The organism is Dehalococcoidia bacterium, from assembly GCA_025054935.1.
GTDB lineage: Bacteria > Chloroflexota > Dehalococcoidia > SpSt-223 > SpSt-223 > JANWZD01.
Window position 1 is genome coordinate 1 of record JANWZD010000008.1, and the last position, 19,172, is coordinate 19,172.

Sequence of the window (19,172 nt, forward strand, 5' to 3'; positions counted from 1 at the left end):
CGGCGGGCGTAGCCGTGGTAGACCTGGTCGAGGATGCGCTGGTAGGGGAGGGCGTAGCAGACGGCCTGCCGCACCTTCTGGTCGGAGAAGGGCGGGTCGAGCCAGTTGAATTCGAGGGTGGCGTGATTGGCGCGGACGCGGATGAGGCGGTAGTCGGGGCGGCCCGCAAAGCGCGCCAGCTCCTCCGGATACAGCCCAAGCAAGAAGTTCGCCTCCCCGCGCTCAAGGAGGCGCATCCCTTCCTCTCGGGTCTCGATGGCAACCTGCGTCACCCGTGCAATCCCCGGCCGTCCTGCCCAGTGGTCCTCCCGCGCTCGAAATTCCAAGGTGTCAGCGGTCTGCCGTTCGAGGGTGAAGGCGCCGAAACCGGCGATGTTGCGCGCCAGCCAGTCGGTCGCCCAGGGGTCGTCGGCGGTGGCGTGCCGGCGCGCTTCTTGCGAATCGACGATGTTGTTCGTCGCGAAGATGAGGTATTGTGGGAACTCAGGATTGGGGCCGACGGTGCGAAAGCGGACCGTGAAGCGGTCGAGCGCCTCAACGTCGTCGGCGCTTTGGACACCCGCCATGCGGCGCGAGCGCCACAGCCCGACCCCGCGCAGGGCGTAGACACGCTGCCACGCCCAGACCACATCGTCCGCACTCAGTTCGTTGCCGAGAGAACTGCGGACGCCTTCGCGGAGCCGAACGGTCCAGGTCCGGTAGCCGTCGGCGGGCTCCCACGCAACAGCGAGACGGGGCTGCAGCTGCTCTGCGATCGGAAAGCGGATGCCGTCGGCATCGATGCCGATCCGCGGCGTGGTCAGCGGCTCATACGGCAAGTGAAGCGTGTGATAGGGAGCAGGACGGCGCCCCTGACCCGTGTGAGGAACATCAGGGTCCCAACTGACCTCGACGTGGCGGCGGTGGACTGGCCAGACAAGGTGCGTTCGCGATGGGCCCATAGGACGCTCCCGTCGAGAATGGAGGCAGTCTACACCGAGATCGCGGTGCCAGCTCGCGGAAAAAGAAGGGGCGCGGACCGCGGGGAGAACGAACGGAGGAGCGCGATGACACCGCCCGACGAGGCGATGGCCGACTGGGAGGCCCGGCTCTGGCAGCTGCAGACAGGGACGTGGAGCGGGAAAGTCACGACCCGAGCGGTCGACGGCGCGCTGATTGACGAGTACGACGTGGTTACCGACGTGGCGGTCGATCTCGCCGCGAACCGCTATGCCCAACGGGTGGTGACGATGCGCGGAGGACGCGCCGAGGCGCGGACGTTCACCGCGCACTGGGAAGGGCGCGATCTCGTCGTCCGGAGCCCGCGCTTCACGGCGCGAGCCCGCGCTGCCGCTGCCCGCGTTATTGTGCTGACGGGGCGCAGCGCCGATGGAAGCTCCGAAACAGTCGAGACGATCACCCTCCTGACCGACCACACTCGAGCGCGCACTGTCCAGCACATCGAAGCGGGGCGGCTTCGAGCGGTGACGGTCGTCAGCAACGAGCAGCGGCAGTCGCCGCTGCCGGGCATCGATCTCGCGGGGGAGCCGCTGCCTCAGCGTGGCCCGGCGCTGTAACTCGGTTAGAGCCGCTGGAGCGCGAAGACAATGACCAAGAGGATGATCGAGGCGACCGCGACCGCAAGCGCCCAGCGTGAGAGCGCCCACTCTCGGCCTGCGCTCTGGGAAATGGGCAGCCGCTGGGACCCGCCTCCGCGGGCGCGGACTGCTCGCCGACCCGGCCGCGCCCGCGCTGGGGACAACGCTGCGTGCGGCAGCTCCTTCCCTTGCGCCGCGAGACCGTCCTGTTCGGGGATCTGCGCGAGGTGGAGCGCAAGGCGCGCTACCTCCTCCACCCGCTCTTCAGACTCGCCCTTCGTCCAAACAATCTCGCCGCTGGCAGTGAGCAGGCGGAGCATGCGGGCGATACCCTCGGCAATCGCTTCGTCGCCCTGCGCTGGGGGCTGCTGGGGAGGAGAATGCAGCGAAGTCACCGCTCCGTCGCTACGCCTAGCGAAGTCGCTTTATCCTACCACGGCATTTCGGGGACACTTCAAGCTGTTCTGTTCTGGCGATCGTTCGGCGGATGGTAATCGTGCTCGATCGGCAGCGCGAGGCTGCGCCAGAGGTACCATGTCGCAACCGAGCGGTAGGGCCGCCACCGCTCACCGAGGGCGGCAAGCGCGGCGGGCGTTCGGGCGCTCTCGGCGCCGTAGAGGCGACGGACCGCGGCGCGGAAGCCGTAATCATCGAGGGGAAGAACATCCTCCCGGCCGAGAGCGAAGATGAGAAACATCTGCGCTGTCCAGCGGCCGATGCCGCGGCTCTTCGACAGGTGGGCGATCACCGTCTCATCATCGAGCTCGCTCAGCCGTTCGACGATGAGCTCGCCGGCAGCAACCCGCTGCGCGACGTCGCGCACGGCAGTCAGTTTCGCGCGCGAAAGGCCTGCGCGCCGCAGGTCTTCGTCGCTTGCGGCCAAGAGAGTGTCAGGGGTCACCGTCCCGCCGAGCCGCTCGCGCAGTCGCTGGTCGATCGCCGCGGCTGCGCGGGTCGAGATCTGCTGGCCGATGATGGTGGCGACGAGGGTGGCGAAGGTCGGCTCGCGGCGCAGAGGCGCGAAGGGGCCGACAGCGTCGATAACGGCGGCGAGCGTCGGATCGACCGCTCGAAGATAGCGGACCGCCTCGGCCGACATCGTTACGGAACGCTGTAGCCGCCGTCCACGGTCAGGACGTGGCCGGTGACGTACGAGGAGGCGTCGCTCGCCAGATAGAGGCATGCGAGCGCAATTTCGTCCGGTTCGGCGAACCGGCCGAGCGGAATGCGGGCGCGGAAGGCGTCGCCCGCCTCTCGGTTCTCTTCAAGGTAGCGCACCATCGGTGTCCGCGTCACGCCGGGCGCGACCGCATTCACCCGAATGCCGCGGTCTGCCCATTCCAGCGCCATCACCTTGGTCAGCCCGATCAGCCCCGCTTTGCTTGCGACGTAAGCTGCCCGCTCTGCCGCAACGGCAAAGGCAAGCTGCGAAGCAACGTTGACAATGCTCCCCTTGCCCGCGGCCAGCATCGCCGGAGCAGCCGCTTGGGAGCAGAGAAGCGCGCCCCGCAGGTTGATCGCGAGCACGCGGTCCCACGCGTCCGGCGACGTCTCGAGAACAGATGCCCGGTAGGCGATGCCCGCATTATTGACCAGCACTGTCGGCGGGCCAACCCGCGCCGCGATGGCGGCGAAGGCGGACCGCACCGCCTCCGGGTCGCGGACGTCGGCGGCCGCGGCAACATCGTCCTCGCCGAGCAGGTCAGCGAAGCTGTCGGGGTTGAGGTCGATCCCGGCAACCCGCGCCCCTGCTTCCCGGAAGAGCGCAATCGTTGCCCGGCCGATGCCTCCTCCCGCTCCTGTCACCACGGCGACCCGGCCGTCAAGCCGAAATCGGTCGAGTACTGCCACGCCATCCCTCCGCCTCAAGGTGACGGAATTGTCGCATGCGGCGCAGCGCGCGTATGCTGCGACTGTGATGCACGAGGTGATTGTCGTCGGCGGCGGGGTGGCGGGGCTCGCGGCGGCGCGGCGGCTGCGCGAGGCGGGGATCGAGGCGGCGGTACTCGAAGCCCGAGACCGGCTCGGCGGGCGGGTCTGGACCGCGCGCTTTCCCGATGGCTCCCCCATTGACCTCGGCGCGACATGGATTCATCGCGTCGAGGGCAATCCGATTGCCGCTCTTGCCGCGGGACTGCACACCGTCGTCACTGACTATGACAACAGCACGCTCTACGGTCCGGACGGCCGGGAGCTGCCCGAGCGCCGCCAAGAGGCGATCGAGGAGGAGTTCGACGCCCTCCTGGCGAGCCTCCGCCGGCTTCGCGCCCAGAGGAGCGACGCGCCGGACCGGCCGCTGCAGTCGGCAATCGATGAGGTGACCGCGGGGCTCGGGCGCGAGCGCCGGCGCGAGCTCGCCTATGCGGTGAACGTCGAGATCGAACATGACTACGCGGCCGATGCTGCGGAGCTGTCGTTCCGGCATTGGGACCAAGACGACGAGTTTGCCGGGCCGGACGTGTGGTTCCGCGATGGCTACGCCGCCCTCGTGGAACGCCTTGCAGCCGGGGTGCCGGTCGAGCGCGCACGCGTCACCCGCATTGCGTGGGGCGCGACGGGGGTAGAACTGACAACGACCGCCGGCGAGCGGCGCGCCGCGGTCGCGATCGTGACCGTTCCGCTCGGCGTTCTCCGAGCGGGGACGCTCACGTTCACTCCCCCATTGCCGGCAGCGCACGCCGCCGCTCTGCGCCGGCTCGGGGTCGGGGCGCTGGAACGGGTGGCGCTCCTCTTCCCGCGCGTGTTCTGGGAGGAAGGCTACGACCGGTTCGGCTGGATGGGGCCGCAGCCGGGGCTGTGGGCGGAGTGGTACAGCTTGGCTGCCGCGACCGGAGCGCCGATCGTGGTCGGGTTCAATGCAGGCCGTGTCGCGCGGGAGCTCGCCGCGCGCTCAGACGAAGAGATCGTCGCCTCGGCGCTCGCCGCGCTCCGCACCCTGTTCGGGCGCGGGGTACCGGCGCCCCGGAGCGCCTTCGTCACGCGCTGGCTGACGGACCCGCTCGCCGGCGGCGCCTATTCTCACCTTCCGCCCGGCGCGAGCGGGGACGACTACGATACTCTCGCGACGCCGCCGTCCGACTGCCTCATCCTCGCGGGCGAGCATACCAGCCGCGCCTATCCCGGCACGGTGCATGGCGCCTATCTCAGCGGTGAGCGAGCGGCGCGCGACGCCTTGGCGTCGCTGGGGAGGATCCGCTAGCCTGAGCTCATGCGCGGCGGACGGCATGGCGATGGATGACTTCGACGGCCGGCGCTGGATTTGGCTTGCCGTCGCGCTTGGCCTCGCGGCGGTTGTCTGCGTCTGCGTCAGCGCTGCGGGGCTGGCGGTGTACCAAACTGGCGGTCTCGCTCGGCTGGGCACGGCGCGGCTGACACCGACCCCTCCCCCAGCCCGTCCGCCGGCGCAGCCAACGCCGACCCCGTTCACGGAGCGGCTCCAGCTCGTCGGCACTCCCCTGCTCGCCCGCAGCAGCGGCGGGGTGCAGGTGAGCGGGCTTATTCGTAACCCAGAACCGGTTGCTCGCTCTGCTGTCCTGACGGCCACCCTCTACGACGCGGGCGGCCGGGTGGTCGGCGCAGCCGTCGGCGCCGTGCTGAATGTCCAGCCGAACGATACCAAGCCGTATACGCTCTATAGCGAGGCGGCTCCGGCCGAGGTTGCGCGCGCGCACGTTGTCGTTGCCAGCCGACTGCCGGCAAGCGCCCGCGCCGGGGAGACGTCCATCACGTTTGAGAACGCGACCGCCCGCGCCGTCGGCACCGGCTTTCAGGTTGAGGCGCGGGCAACAAACACCGACCGCGTTCCCCACCGCTTCACGGCGGTCGCTTCTCTGCTCGATGGGGCAGGCAATCTCGTCGGCATCGCGCGCGGCGCGGCGGCGCTGCCGGCGGGCGGGTCAGCGACCGTCACCCTCACCAGCACGGAACGCCTCCCCGCGTATCAGACGATCCGGGTGCAGGTGGACGTGCTCGACGAGTGAGCGGCGCCTTCAGTTCGGCCGGGGGAGAGGGCGCTGATCGCGCTGCCGTGCCGCCATCCGCCGCGGCAGCGGTCGGCGCTGAGCGGGGGTGTCGGCGCGATAGTCGGGGATCGGGTCGAGGCCGACATGATGGGCGAGCTTTTTGTCGACCAGCCGCGAACTGAGGCGCGGCTCGAGGTCTTCGGGGCGGCAGTTTGTCGTGAAGACGGTCGGCAGCTTGGCGTTATAGCGGTAGTTGATGATCTGATAAAGCTTTTCTTCCGCCCAGGGGCTCGACGAGTGTGCGCCGAGGTCATCGAGGATGAGCAGCGGCGCCGTGCGCACGGTCTCGAAGAGCCCGTCATAGCGCACTGGGCTGTCGGGCGCGAAGGTCGAGCGCAGATGGTCGAGCAGGTCCGGAACGACTGCGAAGTAGACCGGCTTGCCGGCGGCGATGCGGGCGTTGGCGATGGCGGCAGCGAGATGGGTCTTGCCTGTGCCGCAGGGGCCGGTGAGGAGGAGCCACCCCTCCGGCTGCTCGGCGAACCGTTTTGCGCTGACGAACGCGGCCTCCAGCCGGCTGCGCTGGTCGGCGGTAGTGAGGTCGGCACGGGCGGCGTCGAAGGTCTCAAACGTCATCTCGCGCAGCAGTTCAAGCGCCATCGCCCCAACGCGCTGAAAAAGTGGGGACTGGCTGCCCTCGAGCTCGATGACAGCCGATATCTCTTCGTCGGTCAGCCGAACGCGCAGGCGCTCCGGGAGAGCGTCGATCGGAGTAGCGAGCGTGAAGACGGTCGGCCGCTTGGCGTTGTAGCGGCGGTTGACAATCTGAAACAGCTTCTCCTGCGCCCATTCTGAACTGGTGGTTGCGCCAAAATCGTCCAAAATCAGCAGCGGCGACTGACAGACTTGGTCAAACAGGTCATCGAAGCGGATGTCGGCGCCGGGCGCGAAAGTGGAGCGCAGGTAGTCGAGAAGGTCGGCGACGACGAGAAAGAGCGCCGGCTCGCCGCGGTCGATCACGGCGTTGGCGATCGCGGCGGCAAGATGGGTCTTGCCGCACCCTGGGACGCCCGTCAGAACAAGCCAGCCCTCGGGACGCTCCGCGAACGCCTTCGCTTGCTCCACCGCGAGGCGGTACTGCTCGGGGAAGCGACCGTAGCGCCCTTCGGGCCGGAGGGTGGCGAAGGTTTTGCTGCTCAGCGCGCCGAGCATCGCTTGCTGGCGCAGCACCTCACGGCGGTGAGCGGCGAACCGCTCCTCCTGACAGCGGCATAGAATGGCGCGTCCAAACTCGGGGTGGCCGAGCGGCACGTCGAGCCGGACATAGCCGGCGTCGAGACAGATGGGACATGCGGGCTCAGCGGGGTCGGCGGGAGACGGGGCCGTCTGAGCGGAAGTAGCGCTCCCAGCCTTCTGGCGCAGGATCCGCGCTAAGGGCTCCATCGCGTTTCCCCTCCACCCGCCAGCGCTCGAGGATGCGCGCAATGTAGCGCCAGTTCCGGCGGTTCATCGTCGCTGCCAGCCGGAAGGCATCCTCGATCCAGTCGGCGGGATACTCTTCTTCGGCGGCCTGCAGCTCCTCGGCGACAAGCGGGGTCAGCAGGCCGATGTTCTGTTCATACAGCTGATAGATCGTAGGACGCGGCGCGCTGGTCGGCGTCTCCGTGCGCGAGGCGCGCGTTTGCCCGATGTTCAGTTCGCCGCGCTCGAGCTGGGCAACGATCGCCCGGTCGCGATCGCTATTGAGAAAGAAGAGGGGCTCCTCTCCGTCCGCACGGCCGACGACGACTTCGATCAGGACGCCGCGCCGAACCGCAAGCCGCAGCGCGCGCCGCAGTTCTTGAAGCGGCGGTCCCGAGGCAGCGAGGCTGGCGAGCAGCGTCCGGTCGGTTTCGAGCTCCGAGCGGCTGACGAACTTCGGAAAGACTTTCTTCTCGGCAAGCCGCCAGATCACGTGGAGCGTGACTTTCAGCTCCGCAAGGTCGGAGATGGCGGGCACGAGATCGCGGAAGACAGTGACCGGCGTCGGGATTACGCGGTCACCGCGCGAAAAGCCGGCGAACGGAGCGCTACCGGTCGTCGCGGACATTGAGGTTGACAAACTTCGTCGTCTTCTCGAACCAGAGCAGACTGATCTGGCCGGTCGGACCGTTCCGATGCTTGGCGACGATGACGTCGACGATCCCGCGGGGATACGGCTTGGTCGGGAAGCGTTTCTCCCATTCTTTCTCGGTGTAGTAGACGTCGTCGCGGTAGAGAAAGAGGACGACGTCGGCATCTTGCTCGATCGACCCCGACTCGCGGAGGTCAGACAGCATCGGGATGTGCGGAGAGCGCGACTCGACGGCGCGCGAGAGCTGAGAAAGCGCGAGGACGGGCACGTTCAGTTCACGCGCGAGCGCCTTCAGCGAGCGGGAGATCTCCCCGATCTCCTGCACCCGATTGTCATGGCCCGAGCCATGGAGCAGCTGGAGGTAATCGACGATAACGAGGTCGAGCGGATGCTCGGCGTGGAGACGGCGCAGCTTTGCGCGCAGTTCGGCGATCCGCGCGGCGGGCGTGTCGTCGATAAAGATGTTCAGCTCGGAGAGCGTCGCGATCGCCTCCATCAGGCGCGCCTGCTCCGCATCGGAGAGCTGATCGAGGCGGATGCGGCGCGAGTCGATCCCAGACTCGCTGGCGAGCAGCCGGTTGGCCAGCTGGTCGCTCGACATCTCGAGCGACGAGATAGCAACCGTTGCGCCTTGGCTGCGCGCGGCGTTGAGGGCCACGTTGAGAGCGAAGCTCGATTTGCCCATGCCTGGTCGGGCGGCAAGCACGATAAGGTCAGACCGCTTCAGCCCGCCAAGCAGCCGGTCGAGGTCGATAAAGCCGGTCTTGACGGATTCAACGAGGGTCTCGCTCTCGGGGACGGCGATCCGTCCTTCGAACAGTTCGTCGAGGATGTCGCGCAGGTGGACAAAACCGCGGCGGGGGCGCGTGACGCGCAGGCTGTAGACTAACTCCTCTACTTCCGCTATCGCCCGGTCGATGTCGGCCCCGGCTTGATAGCCGATAGCGGCGATCTGGCCGCCGATTGCGATCATGCGGCGCTGGATTGCAGTCCGCTTGACAATCCCCGCGTAGTACTCGGCGTGGAGCGAGGTCGGCGTTTCCGCGATCATCTGGGCGAGGTAGACCGGGCCTCCTGCCTCCTCAAGCCGGTTGCGGTCCTCGAGCTCGCGGGCGACCGTCACGAGGTCGATTTTGGCTTGGCGGTCGAAGAGGGCGAGTACAGCCTCGTAGATCCACCGATGGCGGTCATAGAAGAAATCCTCGGGCTCGATCAGCGCCTGCAGCCGAGGAAGGATGTCAGGGTCGACAAGGATGCTGCCGATGACCGCCTGTTCGGCAGCTTGATCGTTCGGCGGCAGCCGGTCTACTGCGGGGTCGTTGATCAGCATTGCGCTCCTTGTCGCCGACTCCGCCAGCGATCGGGCTGCGCGCCCGCCTAGGCGGAGGTGGAGGCGGTTTCGAGGCTGACGATCACGACCTTCAGCGTCGGGAGAAGGTCGCGCCGCAGCCGAATAGTCACCTGATGCTCACCGAGGCGCCGGATCGGCTCATCCAGTTCAATCAGCCGGCGGTCGACTGTGACGCCGTGCTGGCGGTGGAGCGCTTCGGCGATGTCAGCAGCGGTGATCGACCCGTACAGCCGCCCTTCGACCCCGGCGCGCGCGGGGATCGTCACCGTCGTCTCGCTCAGCCGCGCGGCGAGAGCGCGCAGCTCCTCGCTCTCTTTCGCCGCGCGCTTCTTCTCCTGCTCAATCGCTGCTGCGTGCTGCTTCAGCATTGCGCTGCTGGCAGCAACGGCAAGCCCTTTCGGCAGGAGGTAGTTGCGCGCGAAGCCGTCCGCGACGTCCTTCACCTCGCCCGGCTGGGCGACATTCTCAACTTCTTTCAGAAACAGCACTTTCATCGTTTGGGTCCAGCTGGTACATTCCGCGCGCTGCCCGCCAGGCGCGCGGTGAGCAGATCATGACGGCCGCGCGTCGCCGGGCGGCGTCGCCATGCTCGACCGATTATACGGGCGGGCATTCGAGCCCTACAAGCAGCTAACTTGCTTGCGTCTCTAGTCGTCGTCGGGGATCGGCGCCGGCACCGTCTCGGGCTGCGGCGTCTCCCGCGGAGGGGGCGCGCTCGGGGCCGGAGGAATACTGACGAGCGGCAGCGACCGGTCGAGGCCGCGATCGCGGCGGGGAGGGGCGGGAAACGAGTCGATCGTATGGCGGAACGCCTCGACGATCGCAATATCGTCCTCGCTCGTGACGGGAACACACACTGCCGCGACGCTCGCATCGCGCAGCGAGACCAGCTGGTCCGGCGCGAAGTCGGCATCGACCGTGACGATGAGCGGCCGAGCGCTCAGCGCGCCAAGCCGGAGATAGTTGAGCAGTTCGTCGACCGACAGCCGCTTGCCGACCGTCTCTTCGACGAGGACAACGTCGACCGGCAGAACAGAGATGGCGCGCAGGCTGCCGTCCGGCGTGTCGAGCGGCAAGCGGAGCACTTTCGCACCCTCCTCCATCCGCAGGGCGACTGCGTCGGCGCCAAGGCCGATCACGACGAAGTCGGCGCCGAGCGCTTTCAGGTCGGGCAGCTGAGCAGCGCGGTTGCCAGCATTGATGCCGACGACAGCCCCGATCTCGGCAATCTCCTCGGCGGTCGCTGCGGACGCGTCGATAATCAGCGCGTCGACCAAGGGCGCGACCGCTTTTCCAAGGTGGGTCTGCTCGCCGAGGGCGGCCAGCAGACCGATACCCGGCGCTTTCGGCTTTGGGCCGCCGACGGCAAAGCCGATCCGGGGAGGAACGCCGCGCGCAGCGGCACGCAGCTTTTCAATTAATTTGCTCATCGTTCCCTGCTTTTGCGCGGCAGGAACACCCTGCCGAGATGACGGTATCGCCCAGCCGCGGAGGAGCGCCCCTGCTGCGCGCATTCCCAGTCGGCGGAGCTCTTCCGGAGTAGCCGACGCAGCGCTCGCCCGTCCGACGCAACAACCTGCGCGCGCTGTTTCGAGGGATGCGCCGCTGTCCGCGCCTTGCGGCAGCGCAACGGCCATCCATCGTGCCTGCGGGAGAACCGCTGTCGCTCCGCGCCTCAGGGGCAGAGGACTCGCGGACGGCAGCATGCGCCCTGCGCTCCCCCGCCGGCCGCCAACTTGCCCGCGCCGCTGCTCCGGGCGCGCTCGGCGCAACCTCGCGGCTGAGCGCAGCCGCGTCCTCTCCGCGCCGGCTTGGGTGCATCCCGCGCGCTGCCTGCGCTCTTTCCGCCTCAGTGTACCAAGGAAGCAGCGGCTTGGAAAGCCCGCTCAGTTCGGACGGAGAAGGACCGCATACAGGACGGCGGCGAGCCCAAGACCGCCGACAATGCCGCCGCAAAGGCCGATCATCATGCCGATAGTCAGGATGCTCGCCACCAGCGGCGCGCGCGATGCCGGTGTCGGCGCCGCTTGCGGTGACCCGGCAGGCGGAACGAGGTTCGCGCTCTCGCTCGGCGGCGCTGAAGAAGGAATGTCCTCCTCCGGCGCATCCGCCGGGGCGCCAGCGGCGGGTGCCGGCGGCGCCTCGCTGGCGACGAGCGTGAACACTCCGCCCTCGTGCTCGATGAGGTAGCGCTGACCACACTGAGGGCAGCTCAATCCCACATCGTACTCATCGAAAACAAGCGGCGTCCGGCAGCCGAAGCAGGGGACACGCATCCGCGCCATTGCGTCCTCCCGCGCGAACTGTAGCCGATTGGCGGCGCGCTCGGAACCGGTTCGGCTGCGGCAACGGGGGCGCAGTTGCGTCGCCGCCGCTCTCCTGCGTACCCTGTCGTTGTGGGCGACGGCGAGCTGACGAGCGACGAGGTGGCGCTGATCCGGGCGCTGCGCCGCTACCTTGCTCTCAACGACCCGCTCGGGGAGCGGGCGACCCTCCCGACGATCGTGCGCTATATGGCGCTCCTCGAGGCCGATGACGCTGCGGCGCAGCGCGGCGAGCGGTGGAACGCGCTCGCCTACCGCCTTCAACGGCGCGGCCTCGAGAAGCAGTCGCTCCTGAGCCGGCTGGTGACCGCTGCTGTCGTCTTCGCCCTCCTCTTCGCGGCGGCGGTTGCTGCTGTCTCCGCGTGGCGCGATGTCCAGCGGATTCTGCCGGCGGTGCAGTCGGTCGTTCGCGCAGCGACGAGCCCGGATTTCTCGAAAGTTGAGACGAGCCTGCTGCTGCCTGATCTAGGGCGCGGGCGGCTCGCGCCCGACCCGCAGGGAGCGTTCGCTCCCGTCGTCGACGACACGCGCCGCCGTGCCGAGCTTCGCCTCGACGATGTCCGCAGTGCTGTCACGAGCGCGGTGACCCATGCTGTTGGGGCATGCGCTGCCGGCTTCGGCGCAATTGTGGTCGGAGTGGTCCAGCCACACGACCGGCTGCGGCGCTGGCTGCTGCCGCTTGTCGGCGGGGCGCTCCTGCGCGTTGGCCCGGGGCAGGCAGGGCGCTGACCGCGGCGGCTCCGCTACACGAACGTAAACACGGCGCTAACACGCGCTTACACCCTCCTAACACACGGCTCATCTTTCTCTTCTACCGTCCCGACGGTTGGGTCCAGCCCGATCGAGAGATCGAAAGAAGGAGATTCGTCGTGGCCGATCGAGATACCTCCATTGGCACTCCCGATCACGGCTCTGGAGAGCTGTGGAGCGATGTCCTCAATCGCTATTTGAGCCGGCGCGGCTTCCTGAAAGCAGGCGCAGCAGCAGGGGCGGCAGCCGCGGCGGCGCGCCTCGCTGGTGATGTGCCGGCAGCGAGCGCCGTCGGTTTGGACTTTACGCCTATCCAAGGCGACCCGCCCGATGCGGACCGCATGGTGGTGGCGCCGGGCTATCGCATGCAGGTGCTGATCCGCTGGGGCGACCCGATTCTGCCCGGCACCGAGCCGTGGAGCCCGGAGCGCCAGAGCGCGGCGCTGCAGGCGCGTCAGTTTGGCTACAACTGCGACTTCATCGGCTACCTCCCGCTGCCCTACGGCTCGGCCAATCCGAACCGCGGGCTGCTGGTGGTCAACCACGAATACACCAACCCTGAGCTGATGTTCGCTAACTTCTCGCTGTCGCGGTTGACGAAGGAGCAGGCCGACATTCAGATGGCTGCTCATGGCATCTCGGTCGTTGAAGTTGAGCGTCTCCGCGACGGCACGTGGCGGTATGTGCCGAACTCGCCCTTCAACCGGCGCATTACGGCGTCCACGCCGATCCAGCTGACGGGTCCAGCGGCGGGACATCCTTGGCTGGTCACCAGCGACGACCCGCTGGGCGCGTGGGTGCTCGGCACGCTGAACAACTGCGCCGGCGGCAAGACCCCGTGGGGCACGGTGCTCTCCGGCGAGGAGAACTTCAACGGCTACTTCGACAACGCTGGCCGGCTGCCGGCGAGCGACCCGCGGCGCACCAGCATGAACCGCTATGGCATCCCGACCGGACTGGGACGCTACCAGTGGAGCCGGTATCACGACCGCTTCGATGTCGGCAAGGAGCCGAACGAGAGCTTCAAGTTCGGGTGGGTCGTGGAGATCGACCCCTACGATCCCACCTCGACCCCGAAGAAGCGAACCGCACTCGGCCGACGGAAGAATGAGGCGGCGACCTTTGCGATGAACCCGGATGGCCGCTTGGCGTTCTACATCGGAGACGACGAGCGCTTCGATTACGCCTATAAGTTCGTGCCGGAGGGCCGCTTCAACCCGTATAACCGCGCGGCCAATATGGACCTGCTCGATCGAGGGACGCTCTACGTCGCGAAGTTCAACGATGACGGCACTGGCGAATGGATCCCGCTCGTCTGGGGGCAAGGGCCGCTGACGCCGGAAAATGGGTTCGGCTCGCAGGCTGACATTCTGATCAACACCCGCCTCGCCGGGGATGCCGTCGGCGCGACGAAGATGGATCGCCCGGAAGACTTCGAGTGGAACCCGGTCAACGGCAAGATCTATCTCGTCCTTACGAACAACAGCGACCGCGGCGCTCCTGGGCGGCCGGGACCGGATGCAGCCAACCCGCGTCCCAACAACCGCGCAGGCCACATCATCGAGATCACCGAAGCGAACAACGACGTGACGGCGACGCGGTTTACGTGGAACATCTTCATCCTGGCTGGTCCGCCCAGCGACCCGACGAGCTACTACGCGGGGTACCCCAAAGACCGGGTAAGCACGCTCGGCGCGCCGGACAACATCACCTTCGATCAGTTCGGCAACATGTGGGTGGCGACCGACGGGGCGCCTTCGGCAGTGCGGATCAACGACGGCCTCTTCGCAGTGCCGACCGAAGGGAGCGAGCGCGGGCACCTGCAGCAGTTCTACAGCACAGTTGCCGGTGCCGAGGTGTGCGGACCGGAGTTCAACACCGACGGCACGACGCTCTTCCTTGCCGTTCAGCACCCGGGCGAAGACGGCACCGTCGAGAACCCGATCAGCACGTGGCCCGATGGCCTGCCCTATCCGCGGCCGTCGGTCATCGCCATCACCGCTGAGAACGGCGGCCGCATCGGCATGGCAGGCAGCACCGGCCGTCGCCCCGCGTCCCAGCCGAGCGGCGGCGGCTTGAGCGACCTCTTCCGCAGCCTCCTGCCCTAACTCCTGCCTCCTCCGACGCGCCCCGCTTCAGCTGCCGGGCTGGAGCGGGGCGCTCGGCTTCACTCCCGCCGCGGCTGTCGGGGCGGGAAGCGGCGGCATCCCTGCCGCGCCGCCGACGCGGAACGCGGCGCGGCTCACTTTGCCCTCGGGCGGCAAGTCGTGCCACGCTCCATCGTGCTGATAGACGATGCCGCTGATCCGCCACTCACCTGTCGCCGGCGTGGCGAGCAGAAGCGAGACGACGCGCTCCTCTCCCGGTTTGAGCGAGAGCTGCCGCTGGAGCTGATCAAACGGCTTGCCATCCGGCCGCACGCCGCGGATCCCGATCGCCTCGAAATGGATCGGCGCGGTGCCGTCGTTCTTCACGCCGAACGTGACGACAGCGCTCGACCAGCTGCCTCCGGCGCCCGAGGTAAGCACAACGAGGTCGCCGCTCTGCTTTGGGGCTGCCTTGCCGGCCGGCGGCGTTGCGCTCACAGCCGGGGTTGGGGTGGCAGGCGCTTGGCCGCCGTTGGTCAACACGCCCGAGCCGCCGAGGATTTCAATCGCGCGCGGAAAGTCGACCAAGGCGCGCATGCCGGCAGCGACTTCGCTCGTCTTGTAGAGCCGGTTCTTCCCCTTCGGCGTGCCGTCGGCGTAGAAGTAGATCGGGTTGGTGTCCCAGTGGTTCGGGTCATACACCGTCAGCCATTGGCCGTCGGCGGAGACCCCCTTGACGATGATCGAGTGCGCTCCCGCGTAGGTGGAATAGCGTCCGGTGCGTTCCCGCGGCGAGGACCGCGCCTGGCCGGCGTCGGTGCCGATCGAAATTGCGCCCATCATCAGGCCGACGATGACGATCCGGCCGCGCCGAACGGCGGCGATCACCTGATCGATGTTGTCGATATCGCTAGTCGGGACCCCCCAATAGCGGAGCGCTTTCTTGGCATCGGCGCTCGTGGTCGGCCCGCTGCGCCCGATGACAGCCCGGACGTCTTGGATCGGGATGCGCAGCCCGCCGCGCGCGAACTGAATGGCCATCGCCGTCGTCGTCACCTCGCAGTTCTGCAGCGCGTCTGGTCCGGAGTCGGGCTCGCCTTGGTAGCGGTACCACTCGAACGGGACGGCGATCTCTGCTGCGCCCGCCGGCTCGGCATGGAACGGGCCGAACGCAAACGCCGCCAACACAACGCAGAGCATGACGAACAGCGTGCCGCGCGGCGGCCACCGCCGCACGGGGCTCGCCCGCTTCGCTGCGGTGGGGAGCGGACGAGGCGAGGGGGGCGCGGCCGTCTCGCGGGCGGGAAGTTCACGGCGCGAACTCCGCGGCGGGCAGCGCTCGCCGCGGTAGGAGAGAAGCAGCGTGAGGCGCGATCGATCGCGAGACACCGCCGGCGAGTCTAGCAAGCCTGCTTCCCTGCTTCAGCGAGATAGCTGCCGCTGGGGGTGAATCTCGCCGGTCGAACCGGCCTAGCGCCGGGCGAACCGCGCCTCGGTCGGGACAGGGCGGGGCCAGCGCGGCGAGGGACGAGGCGTGGGGAGGGGGAAGGTACGCCAGTGGCCGCCGCGGCGGTGCCAGCCTCGCGCAAGCTGCGCAAGCAGGCGGGCGAACAGTCCCAGCCGCCAGAGCGCCCAGACTGCGATCACGCCGCTCGCAACACTGAGGGTGATCCGAAAGCCGAGCCAGAAGGTATCGGGCTCGAACCGCAGCTCGACCACGTGCTCGCCGGGAGGAACCGCAATTCCGCGCATCAGGTAGTTCGCGCGGTAGATTGTGGCCGGAATGCCGTCGATCGTCGCTTTCCAGCCCGGATAGTAGGTATCGGCCACGACCAGGTACTGCTCTTCCGGCGTTCTGACCCGGATCCGGAGATACATATCGCTCGCCTGCTCGAGGCGAACGTCGCTCGGCAGCGGGGGGCGCACCACCGTGGGGATGTTCGGCGGCGCGTCGCCCCGCTCGAAGAGCACTTCGCGTCGCGGGTCGAAGGCGTTCTCGGCCATAAAGTTCAGAATTTCAATCGGGTTCTTGCTGGGAGGCCGAACGATGGCATTGGGAACGAGATAGGCGCGCGGCAAGACACGCAGGTTCTCGAAGATGACGACGTCGGCATCTTCGTAGACCCGCTTCCAGCGGGTCGAGCGTTCGGCAAACAGATGACGCAAAGTGCGCGTCGGCTCGTCGACCAACGACATGCCGACAAGCTGGAGGTCGCCGATCGGGCTGATGTTGCGCGCTTCGACACGCGTGATCCGGGCGCGCCGCCCGAGCGGGAGGTTCGTATAGTAAGCGAGCCCCTCAACAACGCCGGCGGGCGTCTTGTACTCGAAGGCGACCTGGGTCTTATTGTGCTTCACCAGCGGGCGCACGTCGGGGCGGTCGTAGGCGTTTTCGCTGGTATGGACGCCGGCCAGCAGGCGAAACGTCTGGATGGCACCGCGGTCATCAGTCAGCCGGACTTCGAGCACCGGTGTCCCTTGGGGAAGGTCGTGCGAGTTGCGCAGCCGCGAGACGACGCGCAGATCGGTGGCAAGGAACCCTTCAAGCACGAAGTCGATCGAAGCAGAGCCGTTGGCGGTCGACACGGTCGAGAAAAGCGGCCGAGCCGGGTCGAAGGGGGTCGCTTCGAACGAGGGGGTCGGGATGAAGCGGTTGGAGGCGATGACGTAGCGAACGTGGAACGCGTCGAGCAGGTGAGGGTAGCCGATCTCAAGGGCGCCCGTGTACTCCTCATGGCGCCTGAAGCTGAGCGAACTGTAGCCGCCGACCTCCGGGATGTTAAACGCGGCGAGGGTGTTCGGCGCCGTTGTCGCGCCCGGCCGGCTGTAGACACGGCCGGGCGCGGTCGCGAGCTGGTTCTGCAGAAAGCGCACCGGTGCCGACGCCGCTTCGAGAGTGCCGAGCGGGATGGTGGGGTGAAACTGCCAGCCGACAAAGATCAGGTCGACCACGCTGAAGGTGAGCAGCGCCGTCATCCAGAGCCAGCGCAGCGGACGCAGCGCGAGCCAGAGAAAGAGGACAAGGATGGTGAGAAAGAGGAGGATGAGGGCGTAGTTCACCCAGAAACTGGCCGGGTCGAGCGCCGCGGCGAGCCCTGCCCAGACGCGCTCCGCCGTGAGCGCCTCGTCCGGAAGGCGCCGCATGCGGGGCGCAGCAAGGTACTCCTCGACCCACTTCGCCACCGTCGGAGCGCGCGCGGCAACAGCAGCGGCCGCCTCCTCAAGCCGGAAGACGACTTCAAGGGCGAGGAGGAAGACGAAGACAAGCGCGGCATAGAGGGGAACGCGCCACGGCCCTCGCGGCGCTGCTTCCCGCACGAAGAGCGGGCCCGGTCCGCCCGGATTGAACCTCCAGCCGCCCCGGAGATGGCGCTCTAAGAAGCAGAAGCCAGACGCTGCAAGCACCGCGACTGCGAGCGAGAAGACGAGGGCGTAGCGCCCCGGCGCCCGCATCTGGTTGTAGCCGGGAAGCTGATAGATCAGTTCGTGCAGGTTGAAAAAGGGCGCATGCGAGGCCATTCCAATCCAAAGAGCGGTCAGTCCTAGCAGCCCGAAGAAGTAGACGAAGCGGGTGCGGCAGGCGATCAGGGCAACGACTGCCAAGATGAGGGGAGCGATCCCCATATAGAGGCGGGTCTCCCACGATGACCACAGCCCCCAGTAGTAGCCGTCGGGGCTCCGGAAGAAGTAGGGCAGAAGCAAGGTGATGAGATTGACGGGGGTCTGGGGATGGAGCGTGGCAAAGGCGTAATCAACGCCCCCCGCCCGGCGCGAGAATGTTCCAAGCTCGTACAGCGGGAGCAGTTGCACTGCCGCCAGTCCCGCGCCGATCCCTCCGATGAGCAGGCCGCTCCACGCCCACAGCCAAAGCCGCCCGATGACAACGCGCGCCGCTGCCCACAGCCGGTCAAGCTCTTCAAGGGCCAAACGGCGAACCCATCCCTGCTGCCAGTCGCTATGGCCGACGAGCAGCCGCGGCGGCGCGCCCCCGATCGGGCAGAGGAGCCAGCGGAAGGTGCAGTAGGCCGCGATCACGAGGGCGCTCATTAGCGGCACTTGGACATGCACCGCAAGCGACTGCAGGCCAAACGCGGCGCCGGCAAAGGCGAGGTTAATCTGCCGTCTTCCGCCGCTTGCGCGCGCGGCTCGTTCGATGAAGCAGAGAATGAGCGGCAGCCACACTGCTGAGTCCAGGAGGTTCTGATGGTGGATCTGCGCGACGAGAAAGCCTGAGAACATGAAGGTGACGCCGCCGATCACGCTCGCGAGGCGGCTCAGCGCAAGCGCGCGGCAGAGGCAGTAGGTAAAGACCCCGGCGAAGAAGAAATGGACGACGACATTCCAGATGAACGCTTGTCCCGCCGGCAGGAAAAAGCTGAGCAGTACAACGGGGGGATAGAACATCCCCGTCTCGCCATCGGCGAAGATCGGAAAGCCGCCAAAAATATCCGGCGACCAGAGCGGCAGCTCAAACTGCTTCAGTCGGCCGGCGAACCATGCTTGAAGAGGAAAGTAGAAAACGCGCGTGTCCCGCTCGGCGAAGATCTCTCCGCTGAAGATGGCGCGTTGGAAGAACAGGACGGCGAGGAGAAAGAGAAAGGCTGTCGCGAGGAGGTCGTACGACAGAAGGACGTACTTCCGCACACCGCCCCCGAGGTGGTCGTGACGAGGAGTATAGCAAGGAGGCGCTCGCGCAGAAGCGGGATGTGGCGCTGGAATCGTTTGGCCCCGGCGTCTCCGCTCGCCAGGGGCCAAACGGTGAAGGGGGTAGCAGAGGAGGGACGGCGCTTCTGCGCGGCACCCCGCCATCGGTCGCACATGGCGGCGTGCCGCGGGATCTCCTCCCCGCGCTGCGGCTCGCTCCCGCCTGCGGACTGGCAGCCCGCTCTCGGCGGAGTGAGCGACGGCGCGGGGCAGGTCAGCCCGCTCGCGTCTGTCCGAACCTCCCCAACTGGTCGGGGCGTCCGCGGCTGGTCATGGTGACCTCCTGGTGTCCTCCCTGACGGGA

At 67.6% G+C, this 19,172-nt stretch carries 17 protein-coding genes; 5 read left to right on the forward strand and 12 right to left on the reverse strand.

All coding sequences use genetic code 11. The annotated features are described in order from the left end of the window. On the reverse strand, positions 1 to 941 hold a 941-nt coding region (locus NZ773_09695), incomplete at its 3' end, for an ABC transporter substrate-binding protein (GenBank protein MCS6802195.1). A gap of 105 nt (positions 942 to 1,046) precedes the next feature. On the opposite strand from NZ773_09695, the gene NZ773_09700 reads away from it, so the two are divergent. Further along, entirely contained in the window at positions 1,047 to 1,556 is a 510-nt protein-coding gene (locus NZ773_09700; GenBank protein MCS6802196.1) for a hypothetical protein, read from the forward strand. A 5-nt stretch (positions 1,557 to 1,561) separates the two neighbouring features. On the opposite strand, the gene NZ773_09705 is transcribed toward NZ773_09700, so the two are convergent. From NZ773_09705 to NZ773_09715, 3 genes are read right to left on the reverse strand one after another with little or no spacing between them, the layout of a single operon-like run. Then, a complete protein-coding gene (locus NZ773_09705) occupies positions 1,562 to 1,972 on the reverse strand; it encodes a hypothetical protein (protein MCS6802197.1) in 411 nt (136 codons plus the stop codon). A gap of 59 nt (positions 1,973 to 2,031) precedes the next feature. After that, positions 2,032 to 2,676 carry a DNA-3-methyladenine glycosylase gene (locus NZ773_09710; protein ID MCS6802198.1) on the reverse strand — a complete coding sequence of 215 codons (645 nt, stop codon included), beginning with the start codon at positions 2,674 to 2,676 and terminating at the stop codon, positions 2,032 to 2,034. A gap of 2 nt (positions 2,677 to 2,678) precedes the next feature. Next, the gene (locus NZ773_09715; GenBank protein ID MCS6802199.1) at positions 2,679 to 3,428 is read right to left on the reverse strand and encodes an SDR family oxidoreductase; all 750 of its coding nucleotides are present in this window, start codon (positions 3,426 to 3,428) and stop codon (positions 2,679 to 2,681) included. Positions 3,429 to 3,495: 67 nt separating this feature from the next. Between NZ773_09715 and NZ773_09720 the strand changes: the two genes are divergently transcribed. Beyond that, positions 3,496 to 4,776 (forward strand): FAD-dependent oxidoreductase, encoded by a 1,281-nt coding sequence (locus NZ773_09720; protein ID MCS6802200.1) that lies wholly within the window; start codon positions 3,496 to 3,498, stop codon positions 4,774 to 4,776. 25 nt (positions 4,777 to 4,801) lie between these two features. Then, complete coding sequence (locus tag NZ773_09725) at positions 4,802 to 5,557, forward strand: FxLYD domain-containing protein (GenBank protein ID MCS6802201.1); 756 nt, start codon at positions 4,802 to 4,804, stop codon at positions 5,555 to 5,557. A 9-nt stretch (positions 5,558 to 5,566) separates the two neighbouring features. Here NZ773_09725 and NZ773_09730 read toward each other — a convergent pair whose 3' ends face one another. From NZ773_09730 to NZ773_09755, 6 genes are all read right to left on the reverse strand, one after another. After that, positions 5,567 to 6,982, reverse strand: a complete 1,416-nt coding sequence (locus NZ773_09730; GenBank protein MCS6802202.1) for an ATP-binding protein — start codon at positions 6,980 to 6,982, stop codon at positions 5,567 to 5,569. Then, positions 6,897 to 7,628, reverse strand: coding sequence for a DnaD domain protein (locus NZ773_09735; protein ID MCS6802203.1), 732 nt, complete (start codon positions 7,626 to 7,628; stop codon positions 6,897 to 6,899). Before NZ773_09735 ends, NZ773_09730 begins: the two co-directional genes overlap by 86 nt. Continuing rightward, the gene (dnaB, locus tag NZ773_09740; protein ID MCS6802204.1) at positions 7,609 to 8,982 is read right to left on the reverse strand and encodes a replicative DNA helicase; all 1,374 of its coding nucleotides are present in this window, start codon (positions 8,980 to 8,982) and stop codon (positions 7,609 to 7,611) included. The genes NZ773_09735 and dnaB overlap by 20 nt, the downstream gene beginning before the upstream one ends. A gap of 47 nt (positions 8,983 to 9,029) precedes the next feature. Continuing rightward, positions 9,030 to 9,497, reverse strand: coding sequence for a 50S ribosomal protein L9 (gene rplI, locus NZ773_09745; GenBank protein ID MCS6802205.1), 468 nt, complete (start codon positions 9,495 to 9,497; stop codon positions 9,030 to 9,032). Between the two features lie 153 nt (positions 9,498 to 9,650). After that, positions 9,651 to 10,433, reverse strand: a complete 783-nt coding sequence (locus NZ773_09750; GenBank protein ID MCS6802206.1) for a hypothetical protein — start codon at positions 10,431 to 10,433, stop codon at positions 9,651 to 9,653. A 456-nt stretch (positions 10,434 to 10,889) separates the two neighbouring features. Continuing rightward, positions 10,890 to 11,288 (reverse strand): hypothetical protein, encoded by a 399-nt coding sequence (locus NZ773_09755; protein MCS6802207.1) that lies wholly within the window; start codon positions 11,286 to 11,288, stop codon positions 10,890 to 10,892. 111 nt (positions 11,289 to 11,399) lie between these two features. Here NZ773_09755 and NZ773_09760 point away from each other — a divergent pair, with 111 nt between their 5' ends. Both NZ773_09760 and NZ773_09765 read left to right on the forward strand, forming a co-directional pair. Then, positions 11,400 to 12,056 carry a hypothetical protein gene (locus tag NZ773_09760; GenBank protein ID MCS6802208.1) on the forward strand — a complete coding sequence of 219 codons (657 nt, stop codon included), beginning with the start codon at positions 11,400 to 11,402 and terminating at the stop codon, positions 12,054 to 12,056. Between the two features lie 140 nt (positions 12,057 to 12,196). Next, positions 12,197 to 14,185, forward strand: coding sequence for a PhoX family phosphatase (locus NZ773_09765; GenBank protein ID MCS6802209.1), 1,989 nt, complete (start codon positions 12,197 to 12,199; stop codon positions 14,183 to 14,185). Positions 14,186 to 14,212: 27 nt separating this feature from the next. On the opposite strand, the gene NZ773_09770 is transcribed toward NZ773_09765, so the two are convergent. Next, positions 14,213 to 15,553 (reverse strand): hypothetical protein, encoded by a 1,341-nt coding sequence (locus NZ773_09770; GenBank protein MCS6802210.1) that lies wholly within the window; start codon positions 15,551 to 15,553, stop codon positions 14,213 to 14,215. Positions 15,554 to 15,634: 81 nt separating this feature from the next. Further along, on the reverse strand, positions 15,635 to 18,808 hold the full coding sequence (locus tag NZ773_09775; protein ID MCS6802211.1) for a YfhO family protein: 3,174 nt from the start codon (positions 18,806 to 18,808) through the stop codon (positions 15,635 to 15,637). Positions 18,809 to 19,172: the final 364 nt, after the last annotated feature.